The 25,452-nt window shown below is 64.5% G+C and carries 25 protein-coding genes; 7 read left to right on the forward strand and 18 right to left on the reverse strand.

Annotated elements, in window-relative coordinates; genetic code table 11:
• Positions 1-9: 9 nt before the first annotated feature.
• Complete coding sequence (gene rho, locus H3H45_RS03660; protein WP_173210246.1) at positions 10-1,269, reverse strand: transcription termination factor Rho; 1,260 nt, start codon at positions 1,267-1,269, stop codon at positions 10-12.
• A 250-nt stretch (positions 1,270-1,519) separates the two neighbouring features.
• The gene (gene trxA / locus H3H45_RS03665) at positions 1,520-1,846 is read right to left on the reverse strand and encodes a thioredoxin TrxA (RefSeq protein WP_173210248.1); all 327 of its coding nucleotides are present in this window, start codon (positions 1,844-1,846) and stop codon (positions 1,520-1,522) included.
• Positions 1,847-2,061: 215 nt separating this feature from the next.
• Between trxA and ppx the strand changes: the two genes are divergently transcribed.
• Positions 2,062-3,564 (forward strand): exopolyphosphatase, encoded by a 1,503-nt coding sequence (gene ppx, locus H3H45_RS03670; protein WP_182832378.1) that lies wholly within the window; start codon positions 2,062-2,064, stop codon positions 3,562-3,564.
• Positions 3,565-3,863: 299 nt separating this feature from the next.
• Here the strand turns inward: ppx and ppk1 are convergent, their stop codons facing one another.
• The 3 genes from ppk1 to H3H45_RS03685 all read right to left on the reverse strand — a co-directional run bounded on the left by ppk1 (position 3,864) and on the right by H3H45_RS03685 (position 8,444).
• Positions 3,864-6,074: a polyphosphate kinase 1 gene (ppk1, locus tag H3H45_RS03675; protein WP_182832379.1), complete on the reverse strand. Its 2,211-nt coding sequence runs from the start codon at positions 6,072-6,074 to the stop codon at positions 3,864-3,866.
• A gap of 20 nt (positions 6,075-6,094) precedes the next feature.
• The gene (gene hemB, locus H3H45_RS03680; protein ID WP_182832380.1) at positions 6,095-7,108 is read right to left on the reverse strand and encodes a porphobilinogen synthase; all 1,014 of its coding nucleotides are present in this window, start codon (positions 7,106-7,108) and stop codon (positions 6,095-6,097) included.
• Between the two features lie 97 nt (positions 7,109-7,205).
• Positions 7,206-8,444, reverse strand: coding sequence for a sterol desaturase family protein (locus H3H45_RS03685; RefSeq protein ID WP_182832381.1), 1,239 nt, complete (start codon positions 8,442-8,444; stop codon positions 7,206-7,208).
• 150 nt (positions 8,445-8,594) lie between these two features.
• Between H3H45_RS03685 and elbB the strand changes: the two genes are divergently transcribed.
• Positions 8,595-9,260 carry an isoprenoid biosynthesis glyoxalase ElbB gene (elbB, locus tag H3H45_RS03690; protein ID WP_182832382.1) on the forward strand — a complete coding sequence of 222 codons (666 nt, stop codon included), beginning with the start codon at positions 8,595-8,597 and terminating at the stop codon, positions 9,258-9,260.
• 138 nt (positions 9,261-9,398) lie between these two features.
• Positions 9,399-9,869 (forward strand): thioesterase family protein, encoded by a 471-nt coding sequence (locus H3H45_RS03695; RefSeq protein ID WP_182832383.1) that lies wholly within the window; start codon positions 9,399-9,401, stop codon positions 9,867-9,869.
• A gap of 94 nt (positions 9,870-9,963) precedes the next feature.
• Here the strand turns inward: H3H45_RS03695 and H3H45_RS03700 are convergent, their stop codons facing one another.
• The 3 genes from H3H45_RS03700 to H3H45_RS03710 all read right to left on the reverse strand — a co-directional run bounded on the left by H3H45_RS03700 (position 9,964) and on the right by H3H45_RS03710 (position 13,176).
• Positions 9,964-10,413, reverse strand: coding sequence for a YaiI/YqxD family protein (locus H3H45_RS03700; RefSeq protein ID WP_182832384.1), 450 nt, complete (start codon positions 10,411-10,413; stop codon positions 9,964-9,966).
• A gap of 72 nt (positions 10,414-10,485) precedes the next feature.
• Entirely contained in the window at positions 10,486-11,115 is a 630-nt protein-coding gene (locus H3H45_RS03705) for a LysE family transporter (protein WP_182832385.1), read from the reverse strand.
• Positions 11,116-11,265: 150 nt separating this feature from the next.
• Entirely contained in the window at positions 11,266-13,176 is a 1,911-nt protein-coding gene (locus tag H3H45_RS03710) for an ATP-binding cassette domain-containing protein (protein WP_182832386.1), read from the reverse strand.
• A 104-nt stretch (positions 13,177-13,280) separates the two neighbouring features.
• Here H3H45_RS03710 and H3H45_RS03715 point away from each other — a divergent pair, with 104 nt between their 5' ends.
• Positions 13,281-13,739 (forward strand): TIGR02444 family protein, encoded by a 459-nt coding sequence (locus tag H3H45_RS03715; RefSeq protein ID WP_182832387.1) that lies wholly within the window; start codon positions 13,281-13,283, stop codon positions 13,737-13,739.
• Here the strand turns inward: H3H45_RS03715 and H3H45_RS03720 are convergent.
• Positions 13,736-14,869: an AlgP family protein gene (locus H3H45_RS03720; RefSeq protein ID WP_182832388.1), complete on the reverse strand. Its 1,134-nt coding sequence runs from the start codon at positions 14,867-14,869 to the stop codon at positions 13,736-13,738. The genes H3H45_RS03715 and H3H45_RS03720 overlap by 4 nt on opposite strands.
• Before the next feature lie 127 nt (positions 14,870-14,996).
• Here H3H45_RS03720 and H3H45_RS03725 point away from each other — a divergent pair, with 127 nt between their 5' ends.
• On the forward strand, positions 14,997-15,644 hold the full coding sequence (locus H3H45_RS03725) for an FKBP-type peptidyl-prolyl cis-trans isomerase (RefSeq protein ID WP_182832389.1): 648 nt from the start codon (positions 14,997-14,999) through the stop codon (positions 15,642-15,644).
• Between the two features lie 21 nt (positions 15,645-15,665).
• On the opposite strand, the gene rsd is transcribed toward H3H45_RS03725, so the two are convergent.
• From rsd to H3H45_RS03770, 9 genes are all read right to left on the reverse strand, one after another.
• A complete protein-coding gene (gene rsd / locus H3H45_RS03730; RefSeq protein ID WP_182832390.1) occupies positions 15,666-16,139 on the reverse strand; it encodes a sigma D regulator in 474 nt (157 codons plus the stop codon).
• 184 nt (positions 16,140-16,323) lie between these two features.
• Positions 16,324-16,851 carry a DUF3833 domain-containing protein gene (locus H3H45_RS03735; RefSeq protein WP_182832391.1) on the reverse strand — a complete coding sequence of 176 codons (528 nt, stop codon included), beginning with the start codon at positions 16,849-16,851 and terminating at the stop codon, positions 16,324-16,326.
• Between the two features lie 89 nt (positions 16,852-16,940).
• Positions 16,941-17,432, reverse strand: coding sequence for a disulfide bond formation protein B (locus tag H3H45_RS03740; RefSeq protein ID WP_182832392.1), 492 nt, complete (start codon positions 17,430-17,432; stop codon positions 16,941-16,943).
• Positions 17,433-17,546: 114 nt separating this feature from the next.
• Positions 17,547-18,782 (reverse strand): heme biosynthesis HemY N-terminal domain-containing protein, encoded by a 1,236-nt coding sequence (locus H3H45_RS03745; protein ID WP_182832393.1) that lies wholly within the window; start codon positions 18,780-18,782, stop codon positions 17,547-17,549.
• Positions 18,779-19,906, reverse strand: a complete 1,128-nt coding sequence (locus H3H45_RS20320) for a uroporphyrinogen-III C-methyltransferase (protein WP_182832394.1) — start codon at positions 19,904-19,906, stop codon at positions 18,779-18,781. Before H3H45_RS20320 ends, H3H45_RS03745 begins: the two co-directional genes overlap by 4 nt.
• A gap of 16 nt (positions 19,907-19,922) precedes the next feature.
• On the reverse strand, positions 19,923-20,702 hold the full coding sequence (locus H3H45_RS03755) for a uroporphyrinogen-III synthase (protein ID WP_182832395.1): 780 nt from the start codon (positions 20,700-20,702) through the stop codon (positions 19,923-19,925).
• Positions 20,699-21,640: a hydroxymethylbilane synthase gene (gene hemC, locus H3H45_RS03760; protein WP_182833125.1), complete on the reverse strand. Its 942-nt coding sequence runs from the start codon at positions 21,638-21,640 to the stop codon at positions 20,699-20,701. Before hemC ends, H3H45_RS03755 begins: the two co-directional genes overlap by 4 nt.
• A 101-nt stretch (positions 21,641-21,741) precedes the next feature.
• Entirely contained in the window at positions 21,742-22,488 is a 747-nt protein-coding gene (locus tag H3H45_RS03765) for a LytR/AlgR family response regulator transcription factor (protein WP_182832396.1), read from the reverse strand.
• On the reverse strand, positions 22,485-23,567 hold the full coding sequence (locus H3H45_RS03770; RefSeq protein WP_182832397.1) for a sensor histidine kinase: 1,083 nt from the start codon (positions 23,565-23,567) through the stop codon (positions 22,485-22,487). Before H3H45_RS03770 ends, H3H45_RS03765 begins: the two co-directional genes overlap by 4 nt.
• A 217-nt stretch (positions 23,568-23,784) precedes the next feature.
• Here H3H45_RS03770 and argH point away from each other — a divergent pair, with 217 nt between their 5' ends.
• Both argH and H3H45_RS03780 read left to right on the forward strand, forming a co-directional pair.
• On the forward strand, positions 23,785-25,179 hold the full coding sequence (gene argH / locus H3H45_RS03775) for an argininosuccinate lyase (protein ID WP_182832398.1): 1,395 nt from the start codon (positions 23,785-23,787) through the stop codon (positions 25,177-25,179).
• A 27-nt stretch (positions 25,180-25,206) separates the two neighbouring features.
• Positions 25,207-25,449: a hypothetical protein gene (locus H3H45_RS03780; RefSeq protein WP_182832399.1), complete on the forward strand. Its 243-nt coding sequence runs from the start codon at positions 25,207-25,209 to the stop codon at positions 25,447-25,449.
• Positions 25,450-25,452 lie beyond the last annotated feature (3 nt).

Raw genomic sequence — 25,452 nt, forward strand, 5'->3', positions numbered from 1 at the left:
ACGCTGAACTTACTTGCGCTTCATCGACAAGAAGAATTCATCGTTGGTCTTGCTGTCTTTCAGCTTGTCGAGGAGGAACTCGATGGCGGCGATTTCATCCATCGGGTGCAGCAGCTTGCGCAGAATCCACATGCGCGACAGCTCTTCCTCGCCGGTCAGCAACTCTTCGCGGCGGGTGCCGGACTTGTTGATATTGATGGCCGGGAACACGCGCTTCTCGGAAACCCGGCGATCGAGGATCAGCTCCATGTTGCCGGTGCCCTTGAATTCTTCGTAGATCACTTCGTCCATCTTCGAGCCGGTTTCCACCAGCGCGGTAGCGATGATGGTCAGCGAACCGCCCTCCTCGATGTTACGCGCGGCGCCGAAGAAGCGTTTCGGCTTCTCCAGGGCGTGGGCGTCGACACCACCGGTGAGGACCTTGCCGGAGCTCGGGATCACGGTGTTGTAGGCACGCGCCAGACGGGTGATGGAGTCAAGCAGGATGACCACGTCCTTCTTGTGCTCGACCAGGCGCTTGGCCTTCTCGATCACCATTTCGGCGACCTGCACGTGGCGGGTCGGCGGCTCGTCGAAGGTCGAGGCAACCACTTCGCCGCGCACGGTGCGCTGCATCTCGGTTACTTCTTCCGGACGCTCGTCGATCAGCAGGACGATCAGGTGGCACTCGGGGTTGTTGCGGGTAATGTTGGCCGCGATGTTCTGCAGCATGATCGTTTTACCCGCCTTCGGCTGGGCGACGATCAGGCCGCGCTGGCCCTTGCCGATCGGGGCGCAGAGATCGATCACGCGCGCGGTGAGGTCTTCCTTGGAGCCGTTGCCGGCTTCCATCTTCAGACGCTCGTTAGGGAACAGCGGCGTGAGGTTCTCGAACAGGATCTTGTTCTTGGCGTTTTCCGGACGGTCGAAGTTGATCGAGTCGACCTTGAGCAGGGCAAAGTAACGCTCGCCTTCTTTCGGCGGACGGATCTTGCCGATGATGGTGTCACCGGTACGCAGGTTGAAGCGGCGGATCTGGCTGGGCGAGACATAGATGTCGTCCGGGCCGGCCAGGTACGAGGAGTCCGCGGAGCGCAGGAAGCCGAAGCCGTCCTGGAGGATCTCCAGCACGCCGTCGCCGGAGATCTCTTCACCACTTTTAGCGTGCTTTTTCAGCAGGGCGAAGATGATGTCCTGCTTGCGCGAACGGGCCATGTTTTCCAGGCCCATCTGTTCAGACATTTCGAGCAGATCGGCAATCGGCTTTTGCTTGAGTTCGGTCAGATTCATAGGAATGACGTAGCTTTGAGGAAGGGGGATGAAAGCACTGGGCTTTGGAAGCCGCGCCGCGAGAAGGCGACTGAATCGCTCGATATTATCGAATTAGGATGCGTCGGCGACGGCTTGGAGGGCAGCGGAGGAACCGCTGACCGGCCGAATGTAACACCGGCCTGATGATGCGTCTAGCCTGCCCAAGAAAAAGCCCCGCAAGGTGCGGGGCTTTTCACAGCAGCTGACTGGACGGCAGGTTCGCGTGCAATCAGATGTTGGCGTCGAGGAAGGCCGCCAGTTGCGACTTCGACAGGGCGCCGACCTTGGTCGCTTCGACGTTGCCGTTCTTGAACAGCATCAGAGTCGGGATGCCGCGCACGCCGTACTTTGGCGGGGTGTCCTGGTTCTCGTCGATGTTCAGCTTGCAGACCTTCAGTTTGCCCTGGTAGGTCTGGGCGATTTCGTCGAGAACCGGGGCGATCATCTTGCACGGACCGCACCATTCGGCCCAATAGTCGACCAGGACCGGGCCGTCGGCCTTGATCACGTCGTCTTCGAAGCTGGCGTCGCTGACGTTGGTGATGAAATCGCTCATGGATAGTCTCCAGGTTCTGAAGCAAAAAGTGGCGCCATCATAGCCCGGCTTTGACCTCACCGAAAGCCGAAGTCGATTGAGCCTAACTATTGATATGCAGCAATAAGCTGATGAAAGAGTGAGGCAGGCGTGGTCTGGGAGGGTAACATGCACCTCATTGAACCGACTGCCCGATCGCGGCAGGATGCCTCCGTTCAGCATCGAGACCCCTGACCATGCCGCAAGCCGCTCCCAAGTCGTTTTCCTTGATCGCCGCCATCGACCTCGGCTCGAACAGCTTCCATATGGTGCTGGCCAAGGCCGAACATGGTGAGGTGCGCATTCTCGAGCGCCTCGGCGAGAAGGTGCAGCTGGCCGCCGGCATCGACGAGGAGCGCCTGCTCAGCGAAGAAGCCATGCTGCGCGGCCTCGACTGCCTGAGCCGTTTTGCCCAGCTGATCCAGGGCCTGCCGCAGGGTGCGGTGCGCATCGTCGGCACCAACGCTTTGCGCGAAGCGCGCAACCGGGCTGAATTCATCCGCCGCGCAGAAGCCCTGCTCGGCCATCAGGTGGAAGTCATCTCCGGTCGTGAAGAAGCGCGCCTGATCTACCTTGGCGTTTCCCACAGCATCGCCGACACCCCGGGCAAACGCCTGGTCGCCGATATCGGCGGCGGCAGCACCGAGTTCATCGTCGGTCAGCGCTTCGAGCCACTGCTGCGCGAAAGCCTGCAGATGGGCTGCGTCAGTTTCACCCAGCGCTACTTCAAGGACGGCAAGATCACCGCCGCGCGCTATGCCCAGGCCTACACCGCCGCACGCCTGGAGCTGATGACCATCGAACAGGGCCTGCAACGCCTGGGCTGGCAGGAAGCCGTGGGCGCTTCCGGCACCCTGCGCGCCGTCGGGCTGGCAATCAAGGCCGGTGGTCTGGGCAATGGCGAGATCAACCCCGAAGGCCTGGCCTGGCTCAAGCGCAAGCTGCTCAAGCTGGGCGAGGTCGACAAGCTGGATCTGGATGGCATCAAACCGGATCGGCGGCAGATCTTCCCGGCCGGCCTGGCCATCGCCGAAGCGATCTTCGACGCCCTCGACCTGCAACGCATGGATCATTCCGAAGGCGCCCTGCGCGAAGGCGTGCTCTACGACCTGCTCGGCCGCCATCACCATGAGGACGTGCGCGAGCGCACCCTCAGCGCCCTCATGGAGCGCTACCACGTCGACCTGCAGCAGGCGGCCCGGGTCGAAGCCAAGGCGCTGTCGGCGCTGGAACAAGTCACCACCGCCTGGCAACTGGATGACGACTGGCACCGCGACCTGCTGCAGTGGGCCTCACGGGTGCACGAGATAGGCCTGGATATCGCCCACTACCAGTACCACAAGCACGGTGCCTACCTGATCGAGCATTCCGACCTGCCCGGTTTCTCGCGCCAGGACCAGCTGATGCTGGCCCTGCTGGTACGCGGCCACCGGCGCAACATCCCCAAGGACCGCTTCGCCGAGTTCGGCGAGGAAGGCATCAAGCTGTTGCGCCTGTGCGTCCTGCTGCGCTTCGCCATCCTCTTCCACCACATCCGCGGCGCCCAGGAAATGCCCAAGGTGCAACTGGAAGGCGGGCCGCAGAGCCTGGATCTGACCTTCCCGGCGGGCTGGCTGGAGCTCAACCCGCTGACCCAGGCCGACTTCGCCCAGGAAGCCGAATGGCTGAAGCGCATCGGCTTCACCCTGACCATTCGCTGAGAACCGGGCTCCGGGCCCGCAACGAAAAAAGCCCCGCAGCCTGCGCTGCGGGGCTTTTTTGTGGGCAACGGACTCAGAACCTATTTACGATCTTCTGAATTAGAGCCAGACAAGGCGCTACGCCAGTAACAGCCTTCGGCTGGTCAAAACGCCGAGGAAGCGCAGTTTACGAGCTGTAAATGAGCATGACTCGTTTCACTCGCCCTTCGGGTCGCGCTAAAGCGCGTTAGCCGCAAGCCGCTTCCCGAGGCCGTTTTTAACGCCGTATGGCCGCGAGTCAGGAGATCGTAAACAGGTTCTCAGCGCGCCAGCGGGCTGGTCAGCTTCTCCAGCAGGCTGGCCTGGGCACTGCGCAGGTTGGCGTTGCCGCTCGGCGTGATGCGCACGTAGCGCCCATCCGGCTGTAGCGCCCAGGCCTGGGTGTTGTCGGTCAGATAGGCTTCCAGCTCCTTCTTCACCCGCACGATCAGCTTGCGACCTTCCACCGGGAAGCAAGTCTCCACGCGCTTGTCGAGGTTGCGCTCCATCCAGTCGGCACTGGACAGGTAGATCTTCTCCTCGCCGCCATTGAGGAAGTAGAACACCCGGGTGTGCTCGAGGAAGCGGCCGATGATCGAACGCACCTGGATGTTGTGCGACACCCCGGGCACACCAGGACGCAGGCAGCACATGCCGCGCACCACCAGATCGATCTTCACCCCGGTCTGGCTGGCTTTGTACAGCGCGCGGATGATCTTCGGATCGGTCAGCGAATTGAACTTGGCAATGATGTGCGCCGGTTTGCCCTCGCTGGCCTGCTGGGTCTCGAAGGCGATCATGTCGAGCAGGGTCTTCTTCAGGGTGAAGGGCGCATGCAGCAGCTTCTTCATGCGCAGGGTCTTACCCATGCCGATCAACTGGCTGAACAGCTTGGACACGTCCTCGCCCAACGCCACGTCGGCGGTGAGCAGGCTGTAGTCAGTGTACAGACGGGCGTTGCCGGCGTGGTAGTTGCCGGTGCCGAGGTGCGCGTAGCGGACGATCTCGCCGTTCTCGCGGCGCAGGATCAGCATCATCTTGGCGTGGGTCTTGTAGCCGACCACGCCATAGATCACCACCGCACCGGCAGCCTGCAGGCGGCTGGCCAGTTGCAGGTTGGACTCTTCGTCGAAGCGTGCGCGCAGCTCGATCACCGCGGTGACTTCCTTGCCATTGCGCGCTGCCTCGACCAGCGCGTCGACGATTTCCGAGTTGGCTCCCGAACGGTACAGGGTCTGCTTGATCGCCAGCACGTGCGGATCTTTCGCCGCCTGGCGCAGCAGGTCGACCACCGGGGTGAAGGACTCGAAAGGATGCAGCAGGAGGATGTCCTGCTTGCTGATCACGCTGAAGATGTTCTCGGCGTTCTGCAGCAGCTTGGGGATCACTGGGGTGAACGGCGCGTACTGCAGCTCCGGGTGGCTGGCCAGCCCGGTGATGGCGAACAGGCGGGTCAGGTTGACCGGGCCATTGACCTGGTAAAGCTCGCTCTCGCTCAGGCTGAATTGCTTGAGCAGGTAGTCGGACAGCTGCTTCGGACAGGTGTCGGCCACTTCCAGGCGCACCGCGTCGCCATAACGCCGTGCGAACAGCTCGCCGCGCAGGGCGCGGGCCAGGTCTTCGACGTCCTCGGTGTCCACCGACAGGTCGGCGTTGCGGGTCAGGCGGAACTGGTAGCAGCCCTTGACCTTCATGCCCTGGAACAGGTCGTCGGCATGCGCATGGATCATCGAGGAGAGGAACACGTAGTTGTCGCCGGGGCCGCCGACCTCTTCCGGCACCTTGATGATGCGCGGCAGCAGGCGCGGCGCCGGGATGATCGCCAGACCGGAGTCGCGGCCGAAGGCATCGATGCCCTCCAGCTCGACGATGAAGTTCAGGCTCTTGTTCACCAGCAGCGGGAACGGGTGAGTCGGGTCAAGGCCGATAGGGGTGATGATCGGCGCGATCTCGTCGCGGAAATAGCGGCGCACCCAGGCCTTTAGCTTGGTGTTCCAGAAGCGCCGGCGGATGAAGTTGACGTTGTGCTTGGCCAGCGCCGGAAACAGGGTGTCGTTGAGAATGGCGTACTGACGCTCGACCTGTTCATGCACCAGCTCGGAAATCCGCGCCAGCGCCTGGTGCGGCTGCAGGCCGTCGGCACCGGCCTGTTCGCGGGCGAAGTTGATCTGCTTCTTCAGACCGGCCACGCGGATCTCGAAGAACTCATCGAGGTTGCTGGAGAAGATCAGCAGGAACTTCAAGCGTTCGAGCAGCGGATAGGATTCATCCAGTGCCTGTTCCAGTACGCGGATGTTGAACTTCAGCTGGGACAGCTCGCGGTGAATGTACAGGCTGCTGTCATCCAGCCCCGGTACCACGAAGGGCGCTACGACAGGTGCGGGCGGGACCACGACCGCCTCGACGACCTCGGCCACGGCCTGCTCGACCACGCTCTCGTTGCTCGGTTGTGCATCCAGCGCCGCGTTATTGCTCAATCCCTCGGTGTTCATGCCATCACTTCCCAGGGGGCTTACTGCCCCGCCTTGATCAATTCTGCCGCCCGCTTGGCGAAGTAAGTGAGGATGCCATCGGCACCTGCACGTTTGAAAGCCGTCAGCGACTCGAGGATGACCGCTTCACTGAGCCAGCCATTCTGGATCGCCGCCATATGCATGGCGTACTCGCCACTGACCTGATAGACGAAGGTCGGCACGCGGAATTCCGTTTTCACCCGATGCACGATATCCAGGTACGGCATGCCCGGCTTGACCATGACCATGTCAGCGCCTTCGGCCAGGTCGGCCGCCACTTCGTGCAGCGCCTCGTCACCGTTGGCCGGGTCCATCTGGTAGCTGGCCTTGTTGGCCTTGCCCAGGTTGGCCGCCGAACCGACCGCATCGCGGAACGGGCCGTAGTAGGCGCTGGCGTACTTGGCCGAGTAGGCCATGATGCGCACGTTGCTGTGATCCGCCAGCTCCAGGGCCTCGCGGATCGCCTGAATGCGCCCATCCATCATGTCCGACGGCGCCACCACCTGGGCACCCGCAGCGGCATGCGACAGCGCCTGCTTGACCAGCGCATCGACGGTGATGTCGTTCTGCACGTAGCCACTGTCGTCGAGGATGCCGTCCTGGCCGTGGGTGGTAAAGGGGTCGAGGGCCACGTCGCTGATCACCCCCAGCTCGGGGAACTTCGCACGCAGGGCGCGGATGGCGCGCTGGGCGATGCCGTCCGGGTTCCAGGCTTCCTCACCGAGCAGCGACTTCTTCTCCAGCGGCGTCACCGGGAACAGCGCCAGCGCCGGAATACCCAGGGCCACCCACTCTTCCGCTTCCTTGAGCAGCAGGTCGATGGACAAGCGCTCGACGCCCGGCATCGAGGGGATCGCTTCGCGGCGGTTTTCACCGTCGAGGACGAACACTGGCAGGATCAGGTCGTCGACACTCAGGCGATTTTCGCGCACCAGGCGGCGGGAGAAATCATCGCGACGGTTGCGGCGCAGGCGGGTGGCGGGGAACAAGCGATTGGCGGGGGTAAAGCTCACGGCAGACTCCGGGGCCCACGCGCGCGGGCTCAGTGTGACGGTTATAAGCCCCCATTATGACCAATTGATGACGACGCGACAGCGTCGCGACAAGGAATCAGGCGCGCAGCGGCGCGACCCATTGCCGCTGCAGCAGGATCAGCGCCAGCAGGCTGACCAGCGTGTAGCCGGCCAGCAGCGCCCAGGCATTGGCCGGCGCGGCGAGCAGGCCCAGCTGCGGCGCCAGCCCGAGCAGTGGCAGGTTCAGCAGGAGACGCAGCAGTTCCAGGCGCCCGGCCCAGGCACGATTCTCCAGCCAGGTGCCAATGGCGTACAGGCCGAAGGTCACCCAGGCGCAGCCAAGCAGCAGTATCGACAACGGCAGCAGCTCCTCCTGCCCGAGCAGCCAGGTGCCACCCAGCACGTAGAGCACGAACTGCAGCAGCGCATACAGCTGCCGTGGCCGCGCCAGAGGTACTTCGAAGCGGCGGAACTGGCTGAGGTCGGCTTTGCTGTGCGGGAAGCGCGCGGCGACATCCGCCGGACGCCAGCCGGTGCGCATGAACCAGATACGCAGCTTGTCCCACCAGGACTCGGCGTGCACCGCGTCCTGCCACAGCGCGGCATACACCTGCAGGTTGGCCCACAGCGGGTTCCAGCTGCGCAGCGGGGTGGTCACGCCAAACACCACCGGTTCCTCGTCCAGCTCCTCCTGGAAGGTGCCGAACAGGCGATCCCAGAGAATGAACACGCCACCGTAGTTGCGATCCATGTACACCGGGTTCTGCGCATGGTGTACGCGGTGGTTGGACGGGCTGACGAAGAACCACTCGAACCAGCCCAGCTTGGGGATGTGCCGGGTATGCACCCAGAACTGATAGAGCAGGTTGAGCGCGCCAACCGTGAGAAACACCAACGGCGGCACCCCGGCGATGGCCATCGGCAGGTAGAAGATCCAGCCGAAGATGAAGCCGGTGCTGGTCTGGCGCAGAGCGGTGGAGAGGTTGTACTCCTCGCTCTGGTGATGCACCGAATGGGCCGCCCAGAGGATGCTGCGCTCGTGCCCCATGCGGTGCAGCCAGTAGTAGCAGAAGTCGTAGAAGACGAACGCCAGCAACCAGACCCACAGGCTGTCGGCCGACAGCTCGAACAATGCCAGCTGCTGCCAGGCAAAGGCGTAGGTCAGCAGGCCAATGGCTTTGGTCAGCAAGCCGCTGGTGGTCGACAGCACGCCAGCGCTGAGACTGTTCAGGGAGTCGGCCAGACGATAGGTACGCAGACCGCGCCAGCGGTCGGCAAGCAGCTCCAGACCGATCAGCAGAAAGAACACGGGCACGGCATAGAGGATGTAATTCACGGGTCACCCATATCGTTGCGGCGGATCGCGGGCTAGGATTGCCCTATCTGTTGCCATGCTAAGCCACGCACCCGCGCCCACCGAGTACCGGGCATGCCAGGCTGACCGGCATTTGGCGACACCCGCTGTTTCCCCGATCAGGAGCACACCATGAGCAAAAAGGTAGCCGTCATCCTCTCCGGTTGCGGCGTCTACGACGGCGCAGAAATCCATGAAAGCGTGATCACCCTGCTGCGCCTCGACCAACGCGGCGCCCAGGTGCAGTGCTTCGCGCCGAACGTGGCGCAGATGCACGTGATCAACCACCTGACCGGCGAGGAAATGGCGGAAAGCCGCAATGTGCTGATCGAAGCGGCGCGCATCGCCCGCGGTAATGTCGAGGATGTGCGCGAACTGCACGTCGAGCACTTCGACGCGCTGATCCTGCCGGGCGGCTTTGGCGTGGCCAAGAACCTCTCCGACTTTGCCCTGCAGGGCGCCGACTGTACGGTGCAGGCCGATGTGCTCGCCGCAGCCCAGGCCTTCGCCAAGGCCGGCAAGCCGATCGGCCTGATCTGCATCGCCCCGGCCCTGGCGGTGAAGATCTTCGGCGCGGGCGTCACCTGCACCCTGGGCAGCGCCGAAGACCCGGCTGCCGAGGCCCTGCAGGCCATGGGCGGCAGCCACCAGGCCTGTGCGGTGGAAGACATAGTCGAGGACAGCGCGCACAAGCTGGTCAGCACCCCGGCCTACATGCTCGCTCAGTCGATTGCCGAGGCGGCTTCCGGAATCAACAAACTGGTTGATCGGGTGCTGGAACTGGCACACCCGCACTGAGAGCCGCCGGGAAAACCTGGCGAACCGCGAGAGGGGCATAAGAGCCATTCCACGCCGCAGCTCCGCCGTGCCACTGGTCAAGCAGGCCGAACTGCGGCAGCGTAGGGCCCTTCGCTCTTGCCGCAGATCTCGCGCCCCATGACCAAGCCCGCTTTCGAACTCACTGCCGAACTGCGCGACGCCGTCGCCGGTTTCTTCCAGCGCATTCCGTTCAACCAGGTGCTGGGCATCCAGCTGGTCGAACTGTCCCTCGACAAGGTGGTGATGGAACTGCCGATGAAGCCCGAGCTGATCGGCAACTTCGTCCACGGCATCCTGCATGGCGGGGTGATTTCCTCGCTGCTCGACGTCGCCGGCGGCGCCATGGCGCTTATCGGCGCCTTCGACAAGCACCAGCACCTGTCCAGCAGCGAACGCATGGCGCGCCTGTCCAAGCTTGGCACCATCGACCTGCGCGTCGACTACCTGCGCCCCGGCCGCGGCCAGCTGTTCACCGCCACGGCCGTGCTACTGCGGTCGGGCAACAAGGTGGCGGTGGTGCGCAGCGAGCTGCACAGCGACGACGGCAGCCTGGTGGCGGTGGGCACCGGCACCTATCTGTGCGGCTGAGAGCCGCAACGAATCGTCGGTAAGGCGCATGTGCCAACCCGTAGCCCGGATGCAATCCGGGAAGCAGACAACTCCGACCCGGATTGCATCCGGGCTACTTCATCAGGCGGGTGAGGATACGATCCAGCGCGTTGGCGAAGGCCTGCCGATCCTTCTCGCCATAGGCGGCCTGGCCGCCACCCATCTGGCCCTGCTCACGCAGTTCGGTGAACAGGTTGCGCACCGCCAGGCGCTCCCCCATGTTGCGCTCGTCGAACTCGCGCCCGCGCGGATCGAGGGCACTGACGCCCTTCTTCACCAGGCGATCGGCCAGCGGTACATCGCTGCAGATCACCAGCTCGCCGGGCACGGCATGCTCGACCAGATAATCATCCGCCGCATCCGGACCACTGGGCACCACGATCAACCGCACGCAGGTGAAGCCCGGCCGCGCCACTGGCTGCCCAGCCACCAGCACCACCTCGAAGCCACGCTTGAGGGCGAACTTCACCACCTGATCCCGCGCCGCCCGGGGGCAGGCGTCGGCATCGATCCAGACTCGCATTGCGTGGGGTACTCCACGGGAAAGTCGCCCTAATAAGTCAGCAGCCAAGAGCTAGACGCCCTTGAGCAGCCTTCAGGCGGTACGTCGCACCATGGCCAGCAGGCCGGCGGCAGCCATGAACAGACCGCCAAAGGTGCGGTTGAGAATGCGCTGCTGGCGCGGTGAGCGCAGCGCCCGCAGGACGCGCGCGGCCAGGCCGGTGTAACCGGCCATGACCACCAGATCGACCGCCACCATGGTGGCCGCCATCACCGTGTACTGGGCCAGCAGCGAGCCCTGCAGATCGAGAAACTGCGGCAGCACGGCGAGGATGAAGATGATCGCCTTGGGGTTGCTGGCGTTGACCAGAAAGCCGCGCAGCACCAGGGTCAGCGGGCGCCCCAGAGGCCGCTCGCCCTCGCCCGCGGAGATCTCGCCGGGCAAGGCGACCCACTGTTTCCAGCCGAGATAGACCAGGTAGGCCACACCAAACCACTTGATCAGGTTGAAGGCCAGTTCCGAGGTGGCCAGTACCGCACCGAGGCCGGCAGCAACCACGGCGATCTGCATCAGCAACGCCAGTTGCAGGCCAAGGGCGTTCCAGTAGCCACGCCAGAAACCGTACTGCAGGCCGGCGCTCATCGAGGCGATGGCACCGGCACCCGGCGACAGGCTGATCACCCAGCAGGCAACGAAGAAAGCGAGCCAGGTCTCGATAGCCATGGCGAATACCTCAGTGATTGCAATGAATGGCGGGGCGACTGAGCGTCCGGTAGCCCTCTAGCCTACGCGCTTGCCTGCACGACGCCCAGCGGACGTGCACTCAGCGAAAGCCGGCACAAACAGTCTATGTCGGCCCTCTTAACGACCGGCTTAGTCGGCTTGCGCCAGCTGCTGCTCCAGCGCTTCCAGCTGCTCCAGAGCGGCCATCCAGCTTTCTTCCAGTTCGCCTTCGCGGCTTTTCAGGCGCGCCTGTTCGGCCAGCAATTCGCGCAGCTCGTCCTTGCGCGCGGCCTCGTAGATGTCACTGTCGCCCAGACGCTGTTCGACCTTGGCCAGCTGCTCATGCAGCTTGCTCAGTTCCTTTTCCAGCTTGTCCGCCTCGCGCTTGTGTGGCGCCAGCTGCTGACGCAGGGCGGCGGCGACCTGGCGCTGGGCGCGCTTGTCGGTCTTGTCGGCGGCCGGCGCTGCAGGCGTTTGCGGCTGCTGGCGGGCGCGGAAGTCGACCAGCCAGCGCGCATAGTCTTCGAGGTCGCCATCGAAGGGCTGGATGCGGCCATCGGCAACCAGAAGGAATTCGTCGGTGGTGCTTTTCAGCAAGTGCCGATCGTGGGACACCACCAGCACCGCGCCGGAAAACTCCTGCAGGGCCATGGTCAGCGCCAGGCGCATTTCCAGGTCGAGGTGGTTGGTCGGTTCGTCGAGCAACAATAGGTTGGGTTTGCCCCAGGCGATCAGCGCCAGGGCCAGGCGTGCCTTCTCGCCACCGGAGAAATTCTGCACCGCTTCATCACAACGCGGGCCGCGGAAATCGAAGCCGCCGAGGAAGTCGCGCAGGGTCTGCTCGCGTTCGCTCGGGGCGATACGCTGCAGGTGTAGCAGCGGGCTGGCCTTGGCATCCAGCGAGTCGAGCTGGTGCTGGGCGAAGTAGCCGATCGACAGGTTTTCGCCACGGGCCAGGCGCCCGGAGAGCGGCGTGAGCTCGCCGGAGAGGGTCTTGATCAGGGTCGACTTGCCGGCGCCGTTGGGGCCGAGCAGGCCGATGCGTGCGCCCGGAACCAGCTGCAGCTTGACCTGCTGCAGCACCGCCTTGTCGCCATAGCCGAGCTGCACCTCGGCCATGTCCAGCAGCGGACTGGAGATCTTGTCGGCCTCGCGGAAGACGAAATCGAACGGCGAATCGACATGCGCCGGCGCCAGCTCTTCCAAACGTTCCAGCGCCTTGATCCGGCTCTGTGCCTGGCGTGCTTTGGTCGCCTGGGCCTTGAAGCGGGCGATGTACTTTTCCATATGCTCGCGCTGCGCCTGCTGCTTCTCGTACGCCTGCTGCTGCTGCGCCAGACGTTCGGCGCGGGTGCGTTCGAAGGCCGAGTAGCCGCCACGGTAGAGCGTCAGTTTCTGCTGCTCGAGGTGCGCCACATGGTCGACCACGGCATCGAGGAAGTCGCGGTCGTGGGAGATCAGCAATAGGGTGCCGGGATAGCTTTTCAGCCACTCTTCCAGCCAGAGGATGGCGTCGAGGTCGAGGTGGTTGGTCGGTTCGTCGAGCAGCAGCAGGTCGGACGGGCACATCAGCGCCTGGGCCAGGTTCAGGCGCATGCGCCAGCCACCGGAGAAGTCGCCGACGCGCTTGTCCATCTGCTCGTTGCTGAAGCCAAGGCCAGCCAGCAGCTTGCGCGCGCGAGCATCGGCGGTGTAGCCGTCGGCGTTGTCCAGCTCACTGTGCAGACGGGCGATTGCCGTGCCGTCGTGGGCCGCTTCGGCTGCGGCCAGGTCGCGCTGTACCTGGCGCAGGTGGATGTCGCCATCCAGCACATAGTCCACGGCCAGGCGTTCGAGGTCGTCGACCTCCTGGCGCATGTGGGCGATGCGCCAATCCGGCGGCAGGTGGCAATCGCCGGCATCCGGTCCGAGCTCGCCACGCAGCAGGGCGAACAGGCTGGACTTGCCCGCACCGTTGGCACCGATCAGGCCGGCTTTGTGGCCGGCATGCAGGGTCATCTCGGCGCCTTCGAGCAGGCGTTGCGGGCCACGTTGTAAGGTAAGGTTCTGAAGTCGGATCATCGCGCGCATTCACACTGTATCGAGCGGACGCGCCGCTGTAGTGTGAGCACGCCCAAAGGCGGCGCAGTCTATCAGTTTCGCCCCACCCTCGCCCGGAGAGCCTCATGCCGTCTGACCTGTGGACCTTTGCCAGCCACTGCTACGCCCGCCCCGGCGTCGAGGCCGCCTGCCTGCGCCTGCAGGCGGCAGGGGCGGACGTGTGTCTGCTGCTGTGCGGCGCGTGGCTGGAACAACGCGGTGTGGCGTGCAGCAGGGAACGCCTGAGCGCATTGCAGGCACTCAGCGAACCCTGGCAGCGCCAGGTCGTGCAACCCTTGCGTGAGTTACGCCAGAACTGGCGAGAGGCGGCCCAACTCGATACGGCACAGCTGCGCCTGCGCGAGCAGGTCAAGGCGTTGGAACTGGAAGCCGAGCGCGAGCTGTTACGACGCCTGGAAAGCCTGGCGGGCGCCTGGCCGCAGCAAACGCAACCGGCGGCCTGGCTTGAGGCTCTGGCCACCAGTGCAGGAGAACAGCACCACGACGCGCTGCAGGTGCTGCGCGCCGTGGCAAACCGGACTTAAGCGCCGGTCGGTGGGGTGCTGCCATTGCTGGTGGCAGGTGCAGCGGCGGCCGGGGTGGCCGCAGGAGCGGCAGCCGGAGCAGTGGCCGGCTTGGCAGCGACCGGCTTGGCGGCCGGGGCTTTCTTCACGGCTGGTTTAGCCGCAGGTTTTGCCGCCGGTTTCGCGGCGGGCTTGGCCGCAGCCTTGACCGGAGCCTTGGCTGCAGCAGGCTTGACCACGCTGGCCGCTGGCGCCTTAGCTGCGGGCTTGGCTGCAGGTTTTGCCGCCGGCTTGGCCGGTGCCTTGGCAGCAGCCGGTTTGGCAGCACTGACTGCTGGCTTCTTCGCCACTGTCGGTTTAGCGGCAGGCTTGGCTGCGGGTTTCGCAGCCGGCTTCGCGGCGACCTTGACCGGCGCCTTCGCTGCCGCTGGCTTGGCAGCGCTAGCTGCAGGCTTTTTCACCACTGCCGGTTTGGCTGCTGGCTTGGCTGCAGGCTTCGCGGCCGGCTTCGCGGCCGGCTTGGCCGCAGCCTTAACCGGTGCTTTGGCTGCCGCAGGCTTGGCGGCGCTGGCAGCAGGCTTTTTCGCCACTGTCGGTTTGGCGGCTGGCTTGGCCGCGGGTTTCGCGACCGGCTTGGCGACGGCCTTGACCGGCGCCTTGGCTGCTGCAGGCTTGGCAGCCGGCTTCTTCGCTACTGCTGGTTTGGCGGCAGGTTTCGCTGCAGCCTTGGCCACTGGTTTGGCGGCAGTACGGCTGCTCAGGGCCTTATTGGCCGCCTCGCGCACCTTGCCTACGCCCTGGGCCAGTTTCAGGCTTTCCTGGGCATCGCGCTTGAGCTGCAGAATGTAGTTACGGGTTTCGGTCTGGCGGGTCTTGAGGTTGTCGAGCAACTCTTCCAGTTCGCTGATCAACGACTTGGCTTTGTCCTGCGCCTTGGCCTTGCCGGCCTTGGCCGCATCCTGCAATTTGCTGCGCGCTTCATGCAGCTTTTCCTGGGCCTTGCCGCGCTGCTTTTCCAGTTTGGTCAGCATTTCTTCGGCTTCGCCGAGAGCCTGCGAGCAGGCCTTTTCCAGATGTTCGAGCAGGCTGTGGGAGAGTTGCTGAAGCAGGTGCAACGGAGTGGTAACGGACTTCTTATTGTTGGTCGGCATGACGTGCCTCCTAACGGACGTTGGTGACCCCATACTAGACGCCAGATTCTCCAGTCGCTAGCTGCACATTGTGACGATGGCAAGCACTGGCATAATCGCCCACACATTCACCCCGAGATTTCCCCCGATGCTGCGCTGTTTATTGCTCCTGCTCTGCCTCTCGCCTGCACTGCTTGCAGCCGCCACGTCAGAGGATGATCTGGCCTATAGCCTGGGCGCCAGACTGGGTGAGCGGCTGCGCAGCGAAGTACCTGACCTGCAGCTGGAAGCCTTGCTGGAAGGCATGCGCCAGGCCTATCGCGCGGAGCCTTTGCGGCTGTCGCCAGAGCGCATCGACACCCTGCTGGATGAGCACGAGGAGCGCCTCGCCCTGCGTGCAGCGGCCGTCCGTCACGAACAGGCGCGGGCTACGGAACAGCGCTTTCTGGCGGCGGAAAAAGCCAAGCCGGGGGTTCGTGAATTGGCCGGTGGCGTACTGGTTCATGAGCTGCGTCCCGGGACGGGGCAAGCGGGAAATGCTGCACGGGTGCAGGTACGCTATCGCGGCGAACTGGCCGATGGCAGCCTGTTCGACCAGAGCGAAGACCCGCAGTGGTTCCGCCTCAAAAGCCTGATCAGCGGCTGGCAGACCGCCCTTCGGGCGATGCCGGTAGGGGCCAAATGGCGGGTGGTGATTCCAGCGGCGCAGGCCTATGGCCAGGCTGGCGCCGGCGATCTGATTCCGCCGGATGCACCACTGGTGTTCGAGCTGGAGTTGCTGGATGTCGCCGACTAGCAGTCGGCGTCCAGCAGCCACTCAGACCGAGGCTACGCCCTGCTGCTCGTGTGCGTTGTGCAGCACTTCGATCAGGCAATCTTCCAGCTCGAAGCGCTCATGCAGCAGTTGCCCAAGGCGTTTCAATTCGGCGCTCAGTGACGCGGTATCGCGGCAGTCACCGTTGTCGCAACGGTCATTGAAAGCCAACGCCACTTCGGTGATCGCTTCGATACGCGGGTAGATCTGCTTGGCCAGTTCGAGGCCGCGCTGGTCGCCGAAGGCCTTGGCCTCGCCGGTCAGTTGTTCGTAGACCTCGAAGTGTCCGGCCGAAACATAGTCGACCAGAATCTCGCAGAAGCGCTGCAGATCCTGAGCATTGGCTGCAGGTGCCTGAGGCTTGTCACTGAGGAGGTCATAGGCACGAACCAGCTCATGACGTTCCTGAAGCCAGCGGTCGATCAGCTGGTGTACTCCACCCCAACGTTCCTGGGCGTTCTGGCAGCTCTCGAGCATGATGTCCTCACTTCCCTACAGGTGAATGCTGGTGTAGCGCAGCCCCGAGCCGATTATTTGGCAACTTGGGCAGCCCCGAAGAAATAACCGGCGAAGTGCCGGATTACTGACGAGGCGTTGGGCCAGAGTATGCCCGCCGGCTTCCGTCATCAAGTCACCTTGATCAGGAAATTGCTGACCCGGGTCATTTCACCGGTTTGTAGAAGCTCAGGGTCACCTGTCCGAGGTCGATACCCCACTTGGACATGCGCGCCCGGTTAAGCATCACGCGCTGATCCATGAGGAACATCCAGTCATCGAAATCGACTACATACTGTTCGCCATCGACCTTGAGCAACAGCTGGTAGCGCCAGTGCAGGGCATTGCCGGAGACCTCACCGATGGCCTCGCCGACGACATCGCCGGCGGTTCCGCGCCAGCTGCCATCAGCCTGCCGGCGCAAGGTCCAGACGCGCCGCTCGGTACTGCCATCGCTGTAGGTGAAGCGTTCGTCGAGGGTACCGACATCGCCTTGCCAGGTGCCGGTCATGGCTACGTGAAAGCGTTTGACCACTTCACCGGAGCGGTTCTGGAACATGCCCCAGGCTTCCAGCTCGCCGTTCAGGTAGTCGGATAGCTCAAGCGCCGGCTGCTCGGCGGCGTACTGGCGGATATCCGGGCCCGTACAACCGGCCATGGACAGGGCGAACAGCAAGACGATCAAGGCACGCATGATGAGACTCCGACAGTCGCAGGTAGACCAGGACTATGCAGCGCGCGCGGACCGTGGGCAATCGCCAGCCGTTACCAGCTGTTGCCGGATCAGCTGCGACGCAACAACTGGAACAGGCTGAACAGAATCATGCCGGCGAACGCCAGCAGGCTCCACTCCGGCACGCTCATGCCAAACAGGGTCCAGCTCACTTCCGCGCAATCGGCGGTGCCGTGAAACACCAGGCGCACGATCTCTTGCAGCGGCAGGGCATCGAGCATGAATTCCAGGCTCGGCAGGCAGGCCTCGAGCTGATCCGGCGGCACGCCCTGCAGCCACACCTGGCGCCCGGCGGTGCCGGCACCCAGCGCCGCGAACAGCAGGGCCAGCAGCGCATACAACCGCCGCCCCAGGCGCGCCGGGCCATGGATGGCGGCGATCAGGCAGACCAACGCGAAGAGGATCACGCAGACGCGCTGCACGATGCACATCGGGCACGGTTCCAGCCCGACGTAGTGTTCGAGGAACAACGCACCGCCCATCAGGCCAAGGCAACCGAGAAAAGCGAGGAGAAACAGGGTACGCGGATTGGCCAAGGCCATGAGAACTCCGAAGCAGACGGGAAAGGCGGTTACGGTAGAGGAAAGCCGGTCAGGCTTTCAAGGCAACGTGCGACACCTCGTCCGTGACCAGGCGCCGCACGTCTAGTCAGGCACTCAGGCGCGCGCCGGCAGTGGCAGGTTCGGCAGTTGCTGATCGAGCAGGCCAAGGCCTTCCTGGAACAGCTGATTGCTCTTTTCCAGCTCGCCCAGATGGGCCAGCAGACGGGCCAGCTCGGCACAGGTTTCCGCGCTGCGGGAAAACTCCATGCTGATCTCGAAGTACTCACGGGCCTTGCCCCACAGACTGTTCTGCAGACACAGACGGCCGAGACTGAGCAGCAGTACGGGATCCTGCGGATGCTGCTTGAGCAGGGCTTCGGCCGTCTGCAGCTGGCGCGCCGGATCACGCCCGCGCAGCACACCATAGAGCCGCACCAGGCGGCTGTCGTAAGCCTGTTTGAGGCCCTTGCGCAGAACCTCCTCGGCTTCTTCCGGAGCACCCAGGCGCTGCAGCTGACCAGCATAGGCGAGCAGCAACTCCGGCTCGCTGCGCTGGGTCGAGGACAACTGCTGCCAGGCCGCGGTCAGCGGCTGCAACGCGGCCTCACCCTGATTCAATCCAGCCTGCCCGGCGGCCAGCAGGCGACCCTGCCAGACCTGGCGTTCCAGGGTTGCCAGCTCCTCATTGCTGAGTACCTTACCCTTGCGCAGCTCGGGCAACAGATCGAGCAGGGCCGACCAGTCCGCACGGGCCAGCAGCAGGCTCTGCAGCTGACGCAGTACCTGGCGGTGGCGCGGGTGACGCTGGCGCATTACCTGCAAGGTTTCCTGGGCCGCGGCGCTTTCGCCACGCGCCTGCTGCAGTTCGGCATGGGCCAGGGCGATGGCCAGCTCGGCCTGCGGCTGACGCAGCAGGGCGCGTTCGAGAAAGCTATCGCTCTGCTCGTAATTACCCAGTTGCTGCGCCGCCCGGGCTGCGCCCAGGTAGTGCATCAGCGGCTGGCGCTCACCTTCGGCGGCCTGCTGCAGATGGCGCACTGCACGCTCCCAGCGCCCTTCGGCGAGATCCAGCAGGCCTTTATCGGCAGCCAGTTGCTGACGCTTGCCATGATTGCGCCGCGACCAGGGATTGAGCAGACCACCGGACACCACGAACAGCCGCCATAGCCAGCGCACGCCCCAGACCAATAGCCAGGCCAGTGTCACCAGGAGCAGGAACACCCACAGGCTGGATTCATAGCGAAAGCTCTTCCAGGCGATCAGCACATAGCCGCTGTGTTCGGCGATGGCCAGACCGAGCAGGGTGGTGGCTGCGACCACCAGAAGCAACAGGAGGATGGCGCGGATCATTGCCCGCCCTCCTCGGTTTCCACTGCGTCCACCGCTTCCGGCATCAGCTCACGGGCCTCGCGCAGTTTGAGGTAGGCCTGCAGGGTATTCAGCGCCGGGTCCAGGCTAGGCAGCTTGGCCACGACAGCCTGCTCGCCCAGCTCGCCGATGCGTTGCTGCATGGCCTTGACCGCCTGATTGTCACGATCGAAGTAGTTGTCGAGCACCTCATGCGCCGCCTTCAGGGCCTGCCGATAGACCTCCGGCTGGCCATTCAACGCGCCCCATTGCGCCTGCTCCAGGGCCAGTGCCAGGGTCAGGCGAACCTGCGCCAGGCTCTGCCCGGCCAGCAGCGGGCGCACATCCTGATCGGCCTGCAGATCGAGGCGCACATAGCGCGACAGCTGCGCCCACAGCTCGGCCCAGCGACTGCTGTCACTGGCACTGGCGGCCGTCGGCACTTCGCTCGGCAGGATGTATTCGGGGGCGAGCATCTGCAGCTGATCGACCTGCCCGCGCAAAGCCGCCAGCTGCAGGAACAGACCACTGCGATCGACCTGCGGCAGGCTTTGCAGTGCCTCCAGCACCTTGATCAGCTCGCCGCGCGCGGCGAAGGCCTGAGGATCATCCTGCGCCTGCAGAATGCTGTCGGCACCCTGCACCAACGCGGTGGCGCTGTTGACGTCCTGCAACGCGCTGAGACGCAGCATCGCCAGGCGCAGCAAGTGCTCGGCCTCGGCCAGGCGCCAGTCTTCGCGGCTCTTGCCGAGCAGCCCGGAGAGGCTTTGTGCCAGGCGCTGCTGATCGCCCTGCAGGCTCACCAGCAGGTCGCGCTGGGCGCCCAGATCGGCCGCTGTCGGCAGCCCGGCCAGGCGCTGGGCGATGCGCTGTTCACTGGCCTGCAGCTGTTGCTGCGCCGCTGCACTGCTCTCGTTGAAGCGGGCCAGCTGCTGCGCCGCCTGGTCCTGCTGCAGGTACAGCTGCCAGCTGCTCCAGCCACCGGCAGCCAAGCCGGCGGCGCCGATCAGCAACGCCACTGCGGCGAGGCCACGGCCCTTGGCTTTGGGCGGCGCAACGGCGGGCGGCTGAGCCTTGGCCAGAGTGTCCTGGGTCGGTTCGCTGATCTGCGGGGCTGTCTCGCTCACGTGTCCATCCTTTGCATCAGAGGGGTGGCGCGCTTGCACGCAAGGCCGCCAGAACAGCCGCAGCATTGGCGCCGCGACAATCGATTGGGTGCAGGGCCCCGGCGGCACGGGCCAGCTCGGCGACCCGTGGGCTGGGCACCAACAAGGGTAGCCGAGCCAGCTCGGGCCAGTCAGCCCCGGCCAGGTGCTGCAGATGTTCGAGGCCCTGAGCACTGCTGACCAACAGGGCGTTGAGACGTTCCCCACGCACGCGCTGCAACAGGCAACCAGGCGGATAATCCGGCAGCACGCGGCGATAGAGTTCCAGATAATCGACCGTCACACCACGTTCGCGCAGGGTCTCGGCGAGCAGTTCACGCCCGCCCTCGCCGCGCAGGATCAGCACCCGCGGCTCCGGCGTAGCCAGTGCCTGCTGCAACTCAGGTAGCGCCAACAGGGCTTCGCTGTCGTCACCAGTAGCCGGGCAGATAGCCCGCTGGCCATGGGGATCGAGGTACGCGTCGAGGATCTGCGCAGTGGCTGCGCCGACACTGAACCAGTGCTGATTGACTGGCGGCTTTGGCCAGTAGCGCTCGATCAGTTGCAGTCCCAGCCGCGCAGCCGGCTTGCTGACCACGATCAATGCACTGTAGCGCCCCAGCTCATCGATAGTCATGCGCTGCTCGCTGGTTTCCGCCAGCGCCTGGATATCCAGTAACGGCAGGCTGCAGCTGTAGACCCCAGCCTCGGCCAGAGTCGCGGCCAGGGCTGCGCTCTCGGCAGCAGGACGGGTCAGCAGCAGGCGCCAGCCCGTCACTCGACAGCGGCCTCGCCATAGACAGCCTTGAGGATTTGCGCCGCGCCCTGCGCCAGCAGTTGCTCAGCCACCTGCACGCCCAGCTGCTCGGCAGCCGCGCGAGGCGCACGAGCCTCGGCACGCAACAGCAGACCGCCATCCGGCTGGCCGACCAGGCCGCGCAACCACAGCTGCTCACCCTCGAGCAGGGCATAGCAGGCGATTGGCACCTGGCAGCCGCCATTGAGGTGCTTGTTCAGCGCCCGCTCGGCATTCACCCGGTCGGCGGTATCGGCATGGTGCAGCGGCGCCAGCAGGGCGTGGATCTCGCTATCGGCGGTGCGGCACTCGATCCCCACCGCGCCCTGGCCGCCAGCCGGCAGGCTGTCCTCGGCGCTGATCGAAGCACGGATGCGGCTCTCGAAACCGAGGCGAATCAGTCCGGCGGCGGCGAGGATGATGGCGTCGTACTCGCCGGCATCCAGCTTGGCCAGGCGGGTGTTGACGTTGCCACGCAGGAACTGGATTTTCAGGTCGGGCCGGCGCGCCAGCAGCTGGGCCTGACGGCGCAGGCTGGAAGTGCCGACCACGCTACCGGCTGGCAGCTCAGCGAAATTGGCGTAGGTGTTGGAGACGAAGGCGTCGCGCGGGTCTTCCCGTTCGCAAATACAGAACAGGCCGAGGCCGGTGGGAAAATCCATCGGCACATCCTTCATCGAATGCACGGCGATGTCGGCTTCGTTCTCCAGCAGGGCGGTTTCCAGTTCCTTGACGAACAGGCCTTTGCCGCCGATCTTCGCCAACGGCGCATCGAGCAGCTTGTCGCCACGGCTGACCATCGGCACCAGGCTGACCTTGAGGCCAGGGTGGGCCTGTTCCAGGCGCGCCTTGACGTGTTCGGCCTGCCACAGGGCCAGGGCACTCTTGCGAGTGGCAATACGGATTTCGCGGGACATGATCACTTCCGGAAGCTGAACTGCCGGGAATGATAACAGGCTGGCTCGGCCGAGGTCGGCGCCGGATTGCCGCGGTCAGCAACAATCCGTGCGGCCACAGCCGGTTAGAGGTTGTTCATCAACTTGCGCACCCCAGCCACATGCCGTCGGCTGACGGTCAGGGCATCGCCACCCAGGCCCTTGAGGTACAGCTGGAAGTGCCCCAGCGGCGTACGCTGCAAGCGCTCGATACGCTCGCGCGAAACCAGGGCATTACGGTGGATACGCACGAAGCGCTCGCCGAATTCGTCTTCCAGCGCCTTCAGCGGCTCATCCAGCAGTACCTCGCCACCTTCGTGGCGCAAGGTCACGTACTTGTGATCGGCGATGAAGAAGATCACATGTTCCAGCGGGATCAGCTCGATGCCTTTGCGCGTGCGCGCACTGATGTGGCTGCGCGGGCCGGCACCGTTGGCGCCAGCCGGGCGGGTCAGCGCGGCGAGCTGCACCCGATTGGGCCGCTCGGCCTTCTTCAGCGCCTCGGCCAGGGCCTCAGGGCGCACCGGTTTGACCAGATAGCCAACGGCACTGACCTGGAAGGCCTCGAGAGCGAATTCGTCATGGGCGGTGCAGAAGATCACCGCCGGCGGCGCCTCGCGCTCGCACAGCTTGGCCGCCACCTGCAGACCATCGAGGCCGGGCATGCGGATATCCAGCAGCACCACGTCGGGCTTCAGGCTGTCGATCAGGGCCAAGGCCTCTTCGCCATTGCTTGCCGCGGGTTCGAGGACACGACAACCCTCGAGGTCGCCAACCAATCGGCTCAGGCGCTCGCGGGCAAGGGGTTCGTCATCGACGATCAGCACATTCATATTGCTCTGGCTTCCTGCGTGAGTCTCTCACATGGATAGCGTAGACAGGTGAAGTGGCGCCCGTCACGGCGATCCACGCTGAGACTTGCGCGCGGCCCGAAAAGTGCCGCCAAGCGCGCATCTATATTCACCAACGCCTGATGGGTGCCGCGCGATGGCTGCTGCTCGACACCTTCCTCATAGGGGTTGCTCACACAGAGCTGGAACACCCCGTCTTCATACTGCGCCTCCACCCGCACCAGCCCTCCTTCGATGCGCGGCTGGATGCCATAGATCAGGGCATTTTCCAGCAGCGGTTGCAAGGTCAGTTGCGGGATCGGCAAATCATCCGGTACTGCGTCCACCTGCCAATCCAACTGTAGCCTGTCGCCGAGCCGATATTGCTCGATCGACAAATATCTTCGCGCCAGCTCCAGTTCATCGTGCCAGGGCACCAGCGTGCCGGGCTTGGCCAGACTGGCGCGGAACAGGTCGGACAGATCGAGTACCGCCTGTTCGGCCTTGTACGGGTCGATCACCACCAGGCTGGCGATGCTGTTCAGGCTGTTGAACAGGAAGTGCGGGCGGATACGCGCCTGCAAGGCCTCGATCCGCGCGCGCAGCTCCGCCTGCTGCTGCCGACGCCACTGGCTCTGCAGATAAAAGTAGCGCAACAACAGCGCCGACATGATCAGGCTGATCAGGCCATGGCGCAGGTATAGGTTGACCTCGCCACTGCGCGGCAACGGCCCGCCCAGCTCGAAGTAATCCGCCACGCCGGTGCAAGCCAAGGCCAGACCGACCACGATGGTGCAGCACAACGTCCCGGCCAGCGCCGCGCGCAGGCGCGCCAGCAACGGACGCAGGCGACACAGCAAGGCAGCCGAGAGCAGCACGATCCACTGCACAAACAGCGAGGTCAGCGCCAGGCGCACCCAGTTGAAGCCCGGCTGCATCGGCTCGGACAGCACCAGCACCAGCACCAGCAGCTCGGCGAGCAGAACCATGCTCAGCAGCGCCTCGGGCAGGCACAGCTCCGGCAGGAAGAAGTCGTCGTCAGGGCCGAGACTGCGCCCTTGGTTGAACCATTTGATTTGCATCCCGGCAGTTTCCTTGTGCGCCCCTCGGGCGGCAAGCCAGAGCGCTGCGGATGGGCGAAATAAGGCACCCAAGTGTCGCCGCGAGCGCAGAACTGTGAGCGCGGCGACATTTTCTCAACAAGAGCCTAGAGCCTCGGTTTTCCCGGCAAGGCTGTTATTATCGGCACACTTTTTCCTTTTCGCAGGCACCGCGCCTGCCTTTCCCGCGAGTTCTGCCATGAGCACCGAGAAAACCAACCAGTCCTGGGGCGGCCGCTTCAGCGAGCCGGTCGACGCTTTTGTTGCCCGTTTCACCGCCTCCGTCGAGTTCGACAAACGCCTGTATCGCCACGACATCATGGGCTCGATCGCCCACGCGACCATGCTGGCCAAGGTCGGCGTGCTGACCGACGCAGAGCGCGACAGCATCGAGGCCGGGCTCAAGCAGATCCAGGCGGAAATCGAAGCCGGCCAGTTCGACTGGCGCATCGATCTGGAAGACGTGCACATGAACATCGAGGCGCGCCTGACCGACCGCATCGGCGTCACCGGCAAGAAGCTGCACACCGGTCGTAGCCGCAATGACCAGGTGGCCACCGACATCCGCCTGTGGCTGCGTGACGAGATCGACCTGATCCTCGCCGAAATCACCCGCCTGCAGCAGGGCCTGCTCGGTCTGGCGGAAGCCGAAGCCGACACCATCATGCCCGGCTTCACCCATCTGCAGACTGCCCAACCGGTCACCTTCGGCCACCACCTGCTGGCCTGGTTCGAGATGCTCAGCCGTGACTACGAGCGCCTGGTCGACTGCCGCAAACGGGTCAATCGCATGCCGCTGGGCTCGGCGGCCCTGGCCGGCACCACCTACCCAATTGCCCGCGAGATCACTGCAGAACTGCTGGGTTTCGACGCCGTTGGCGGCAACTCGCTGGATGGCGTGTCCGATCGCGATTTCGCCATCGAATTCTGCGCCGCCGCCTCGCTGGCGATGATGCACCTGTCGCGCTTCTCCGAAGAACTGGTGCTGTGGACCTCGGCGCAGTTCCAATTCATCGACCTGCCCGATCGCTTCTGCACCGGCTCCTCGATCATGCCGCAGAAGAAGAACCCGGACGTACCGGAACTGGTACGCGGCAAGACCGGCCGCGTGTTCGGCGCCCTGACCGGCCTGCTGACCCTGATGAAAGGCCAGCCACTGGCCTACAACAAGGACAACCAGGAAGACAAGGAACCGCTGTTCGACGCCGCCGACACCCTGCGCGACTCGCTGCGTGCCTTCGCCGACATGGTTCCGGCCATCAAGCCCAAGCGCGAAGTCATGCGCGAAGCGGCCCGCCGCGGCTTCTCCACCGCCACCGACCTGGCTGACTACCTGGTGCGCAAGGGCCTGCCGTTCCGCGACTGCCACGAAATCGTCGGCCACGCGGTGAAGTACGGCGTCGACAGCGGCAAGGACCTAGCCGAGATGAGCCTGGACGAGCTGCGCCAGTTCAGCGAACAGATCGGCGACGACGTGTTCGCCGTGCTGACCCTGGAAGGCTCGGTCAACGCCCGCGACCATATCGGTGGCACCGCACCAAACCAGGTGCGCGCCGCTGTGGCGCGGGGCAAGGAGCTGCTGGCGACACGCTGATCGCCAGACAAGGGAAAGGGACTTCCCATGTTCGAACTGTTGTTACGCGGCCTGCTTTTCCTGGGCGAGGCCGTCTTGGAGCTGATCTTCAGCTACCTCTTCTATAGCGCGGGCTGGCTGGCACTGCGCCTGCTGACTCTGGGCCGCTATCCACGCCTGCCGCTACGCGTGTCCGACCCCATCAACTCGCGCAGCAGCTGGATTGCTGCCTTCGGCTTCCTCTGCCTGGTCGGCATGCCGCTGGCCACCCTGGTCTTTCTCTACGGTTGAACA

It is taken from the genome of Aquipseudomonas guryensis, from assembly GCF_014164785.1.
Taxonomy (GTDB): Bacteria; Pseudomonadota; Gammaproteobacteria; order Pseudomonadales; family Pseudomonadaceae; genus Aquipseudomonas; species Aquipseudomonas guryensis.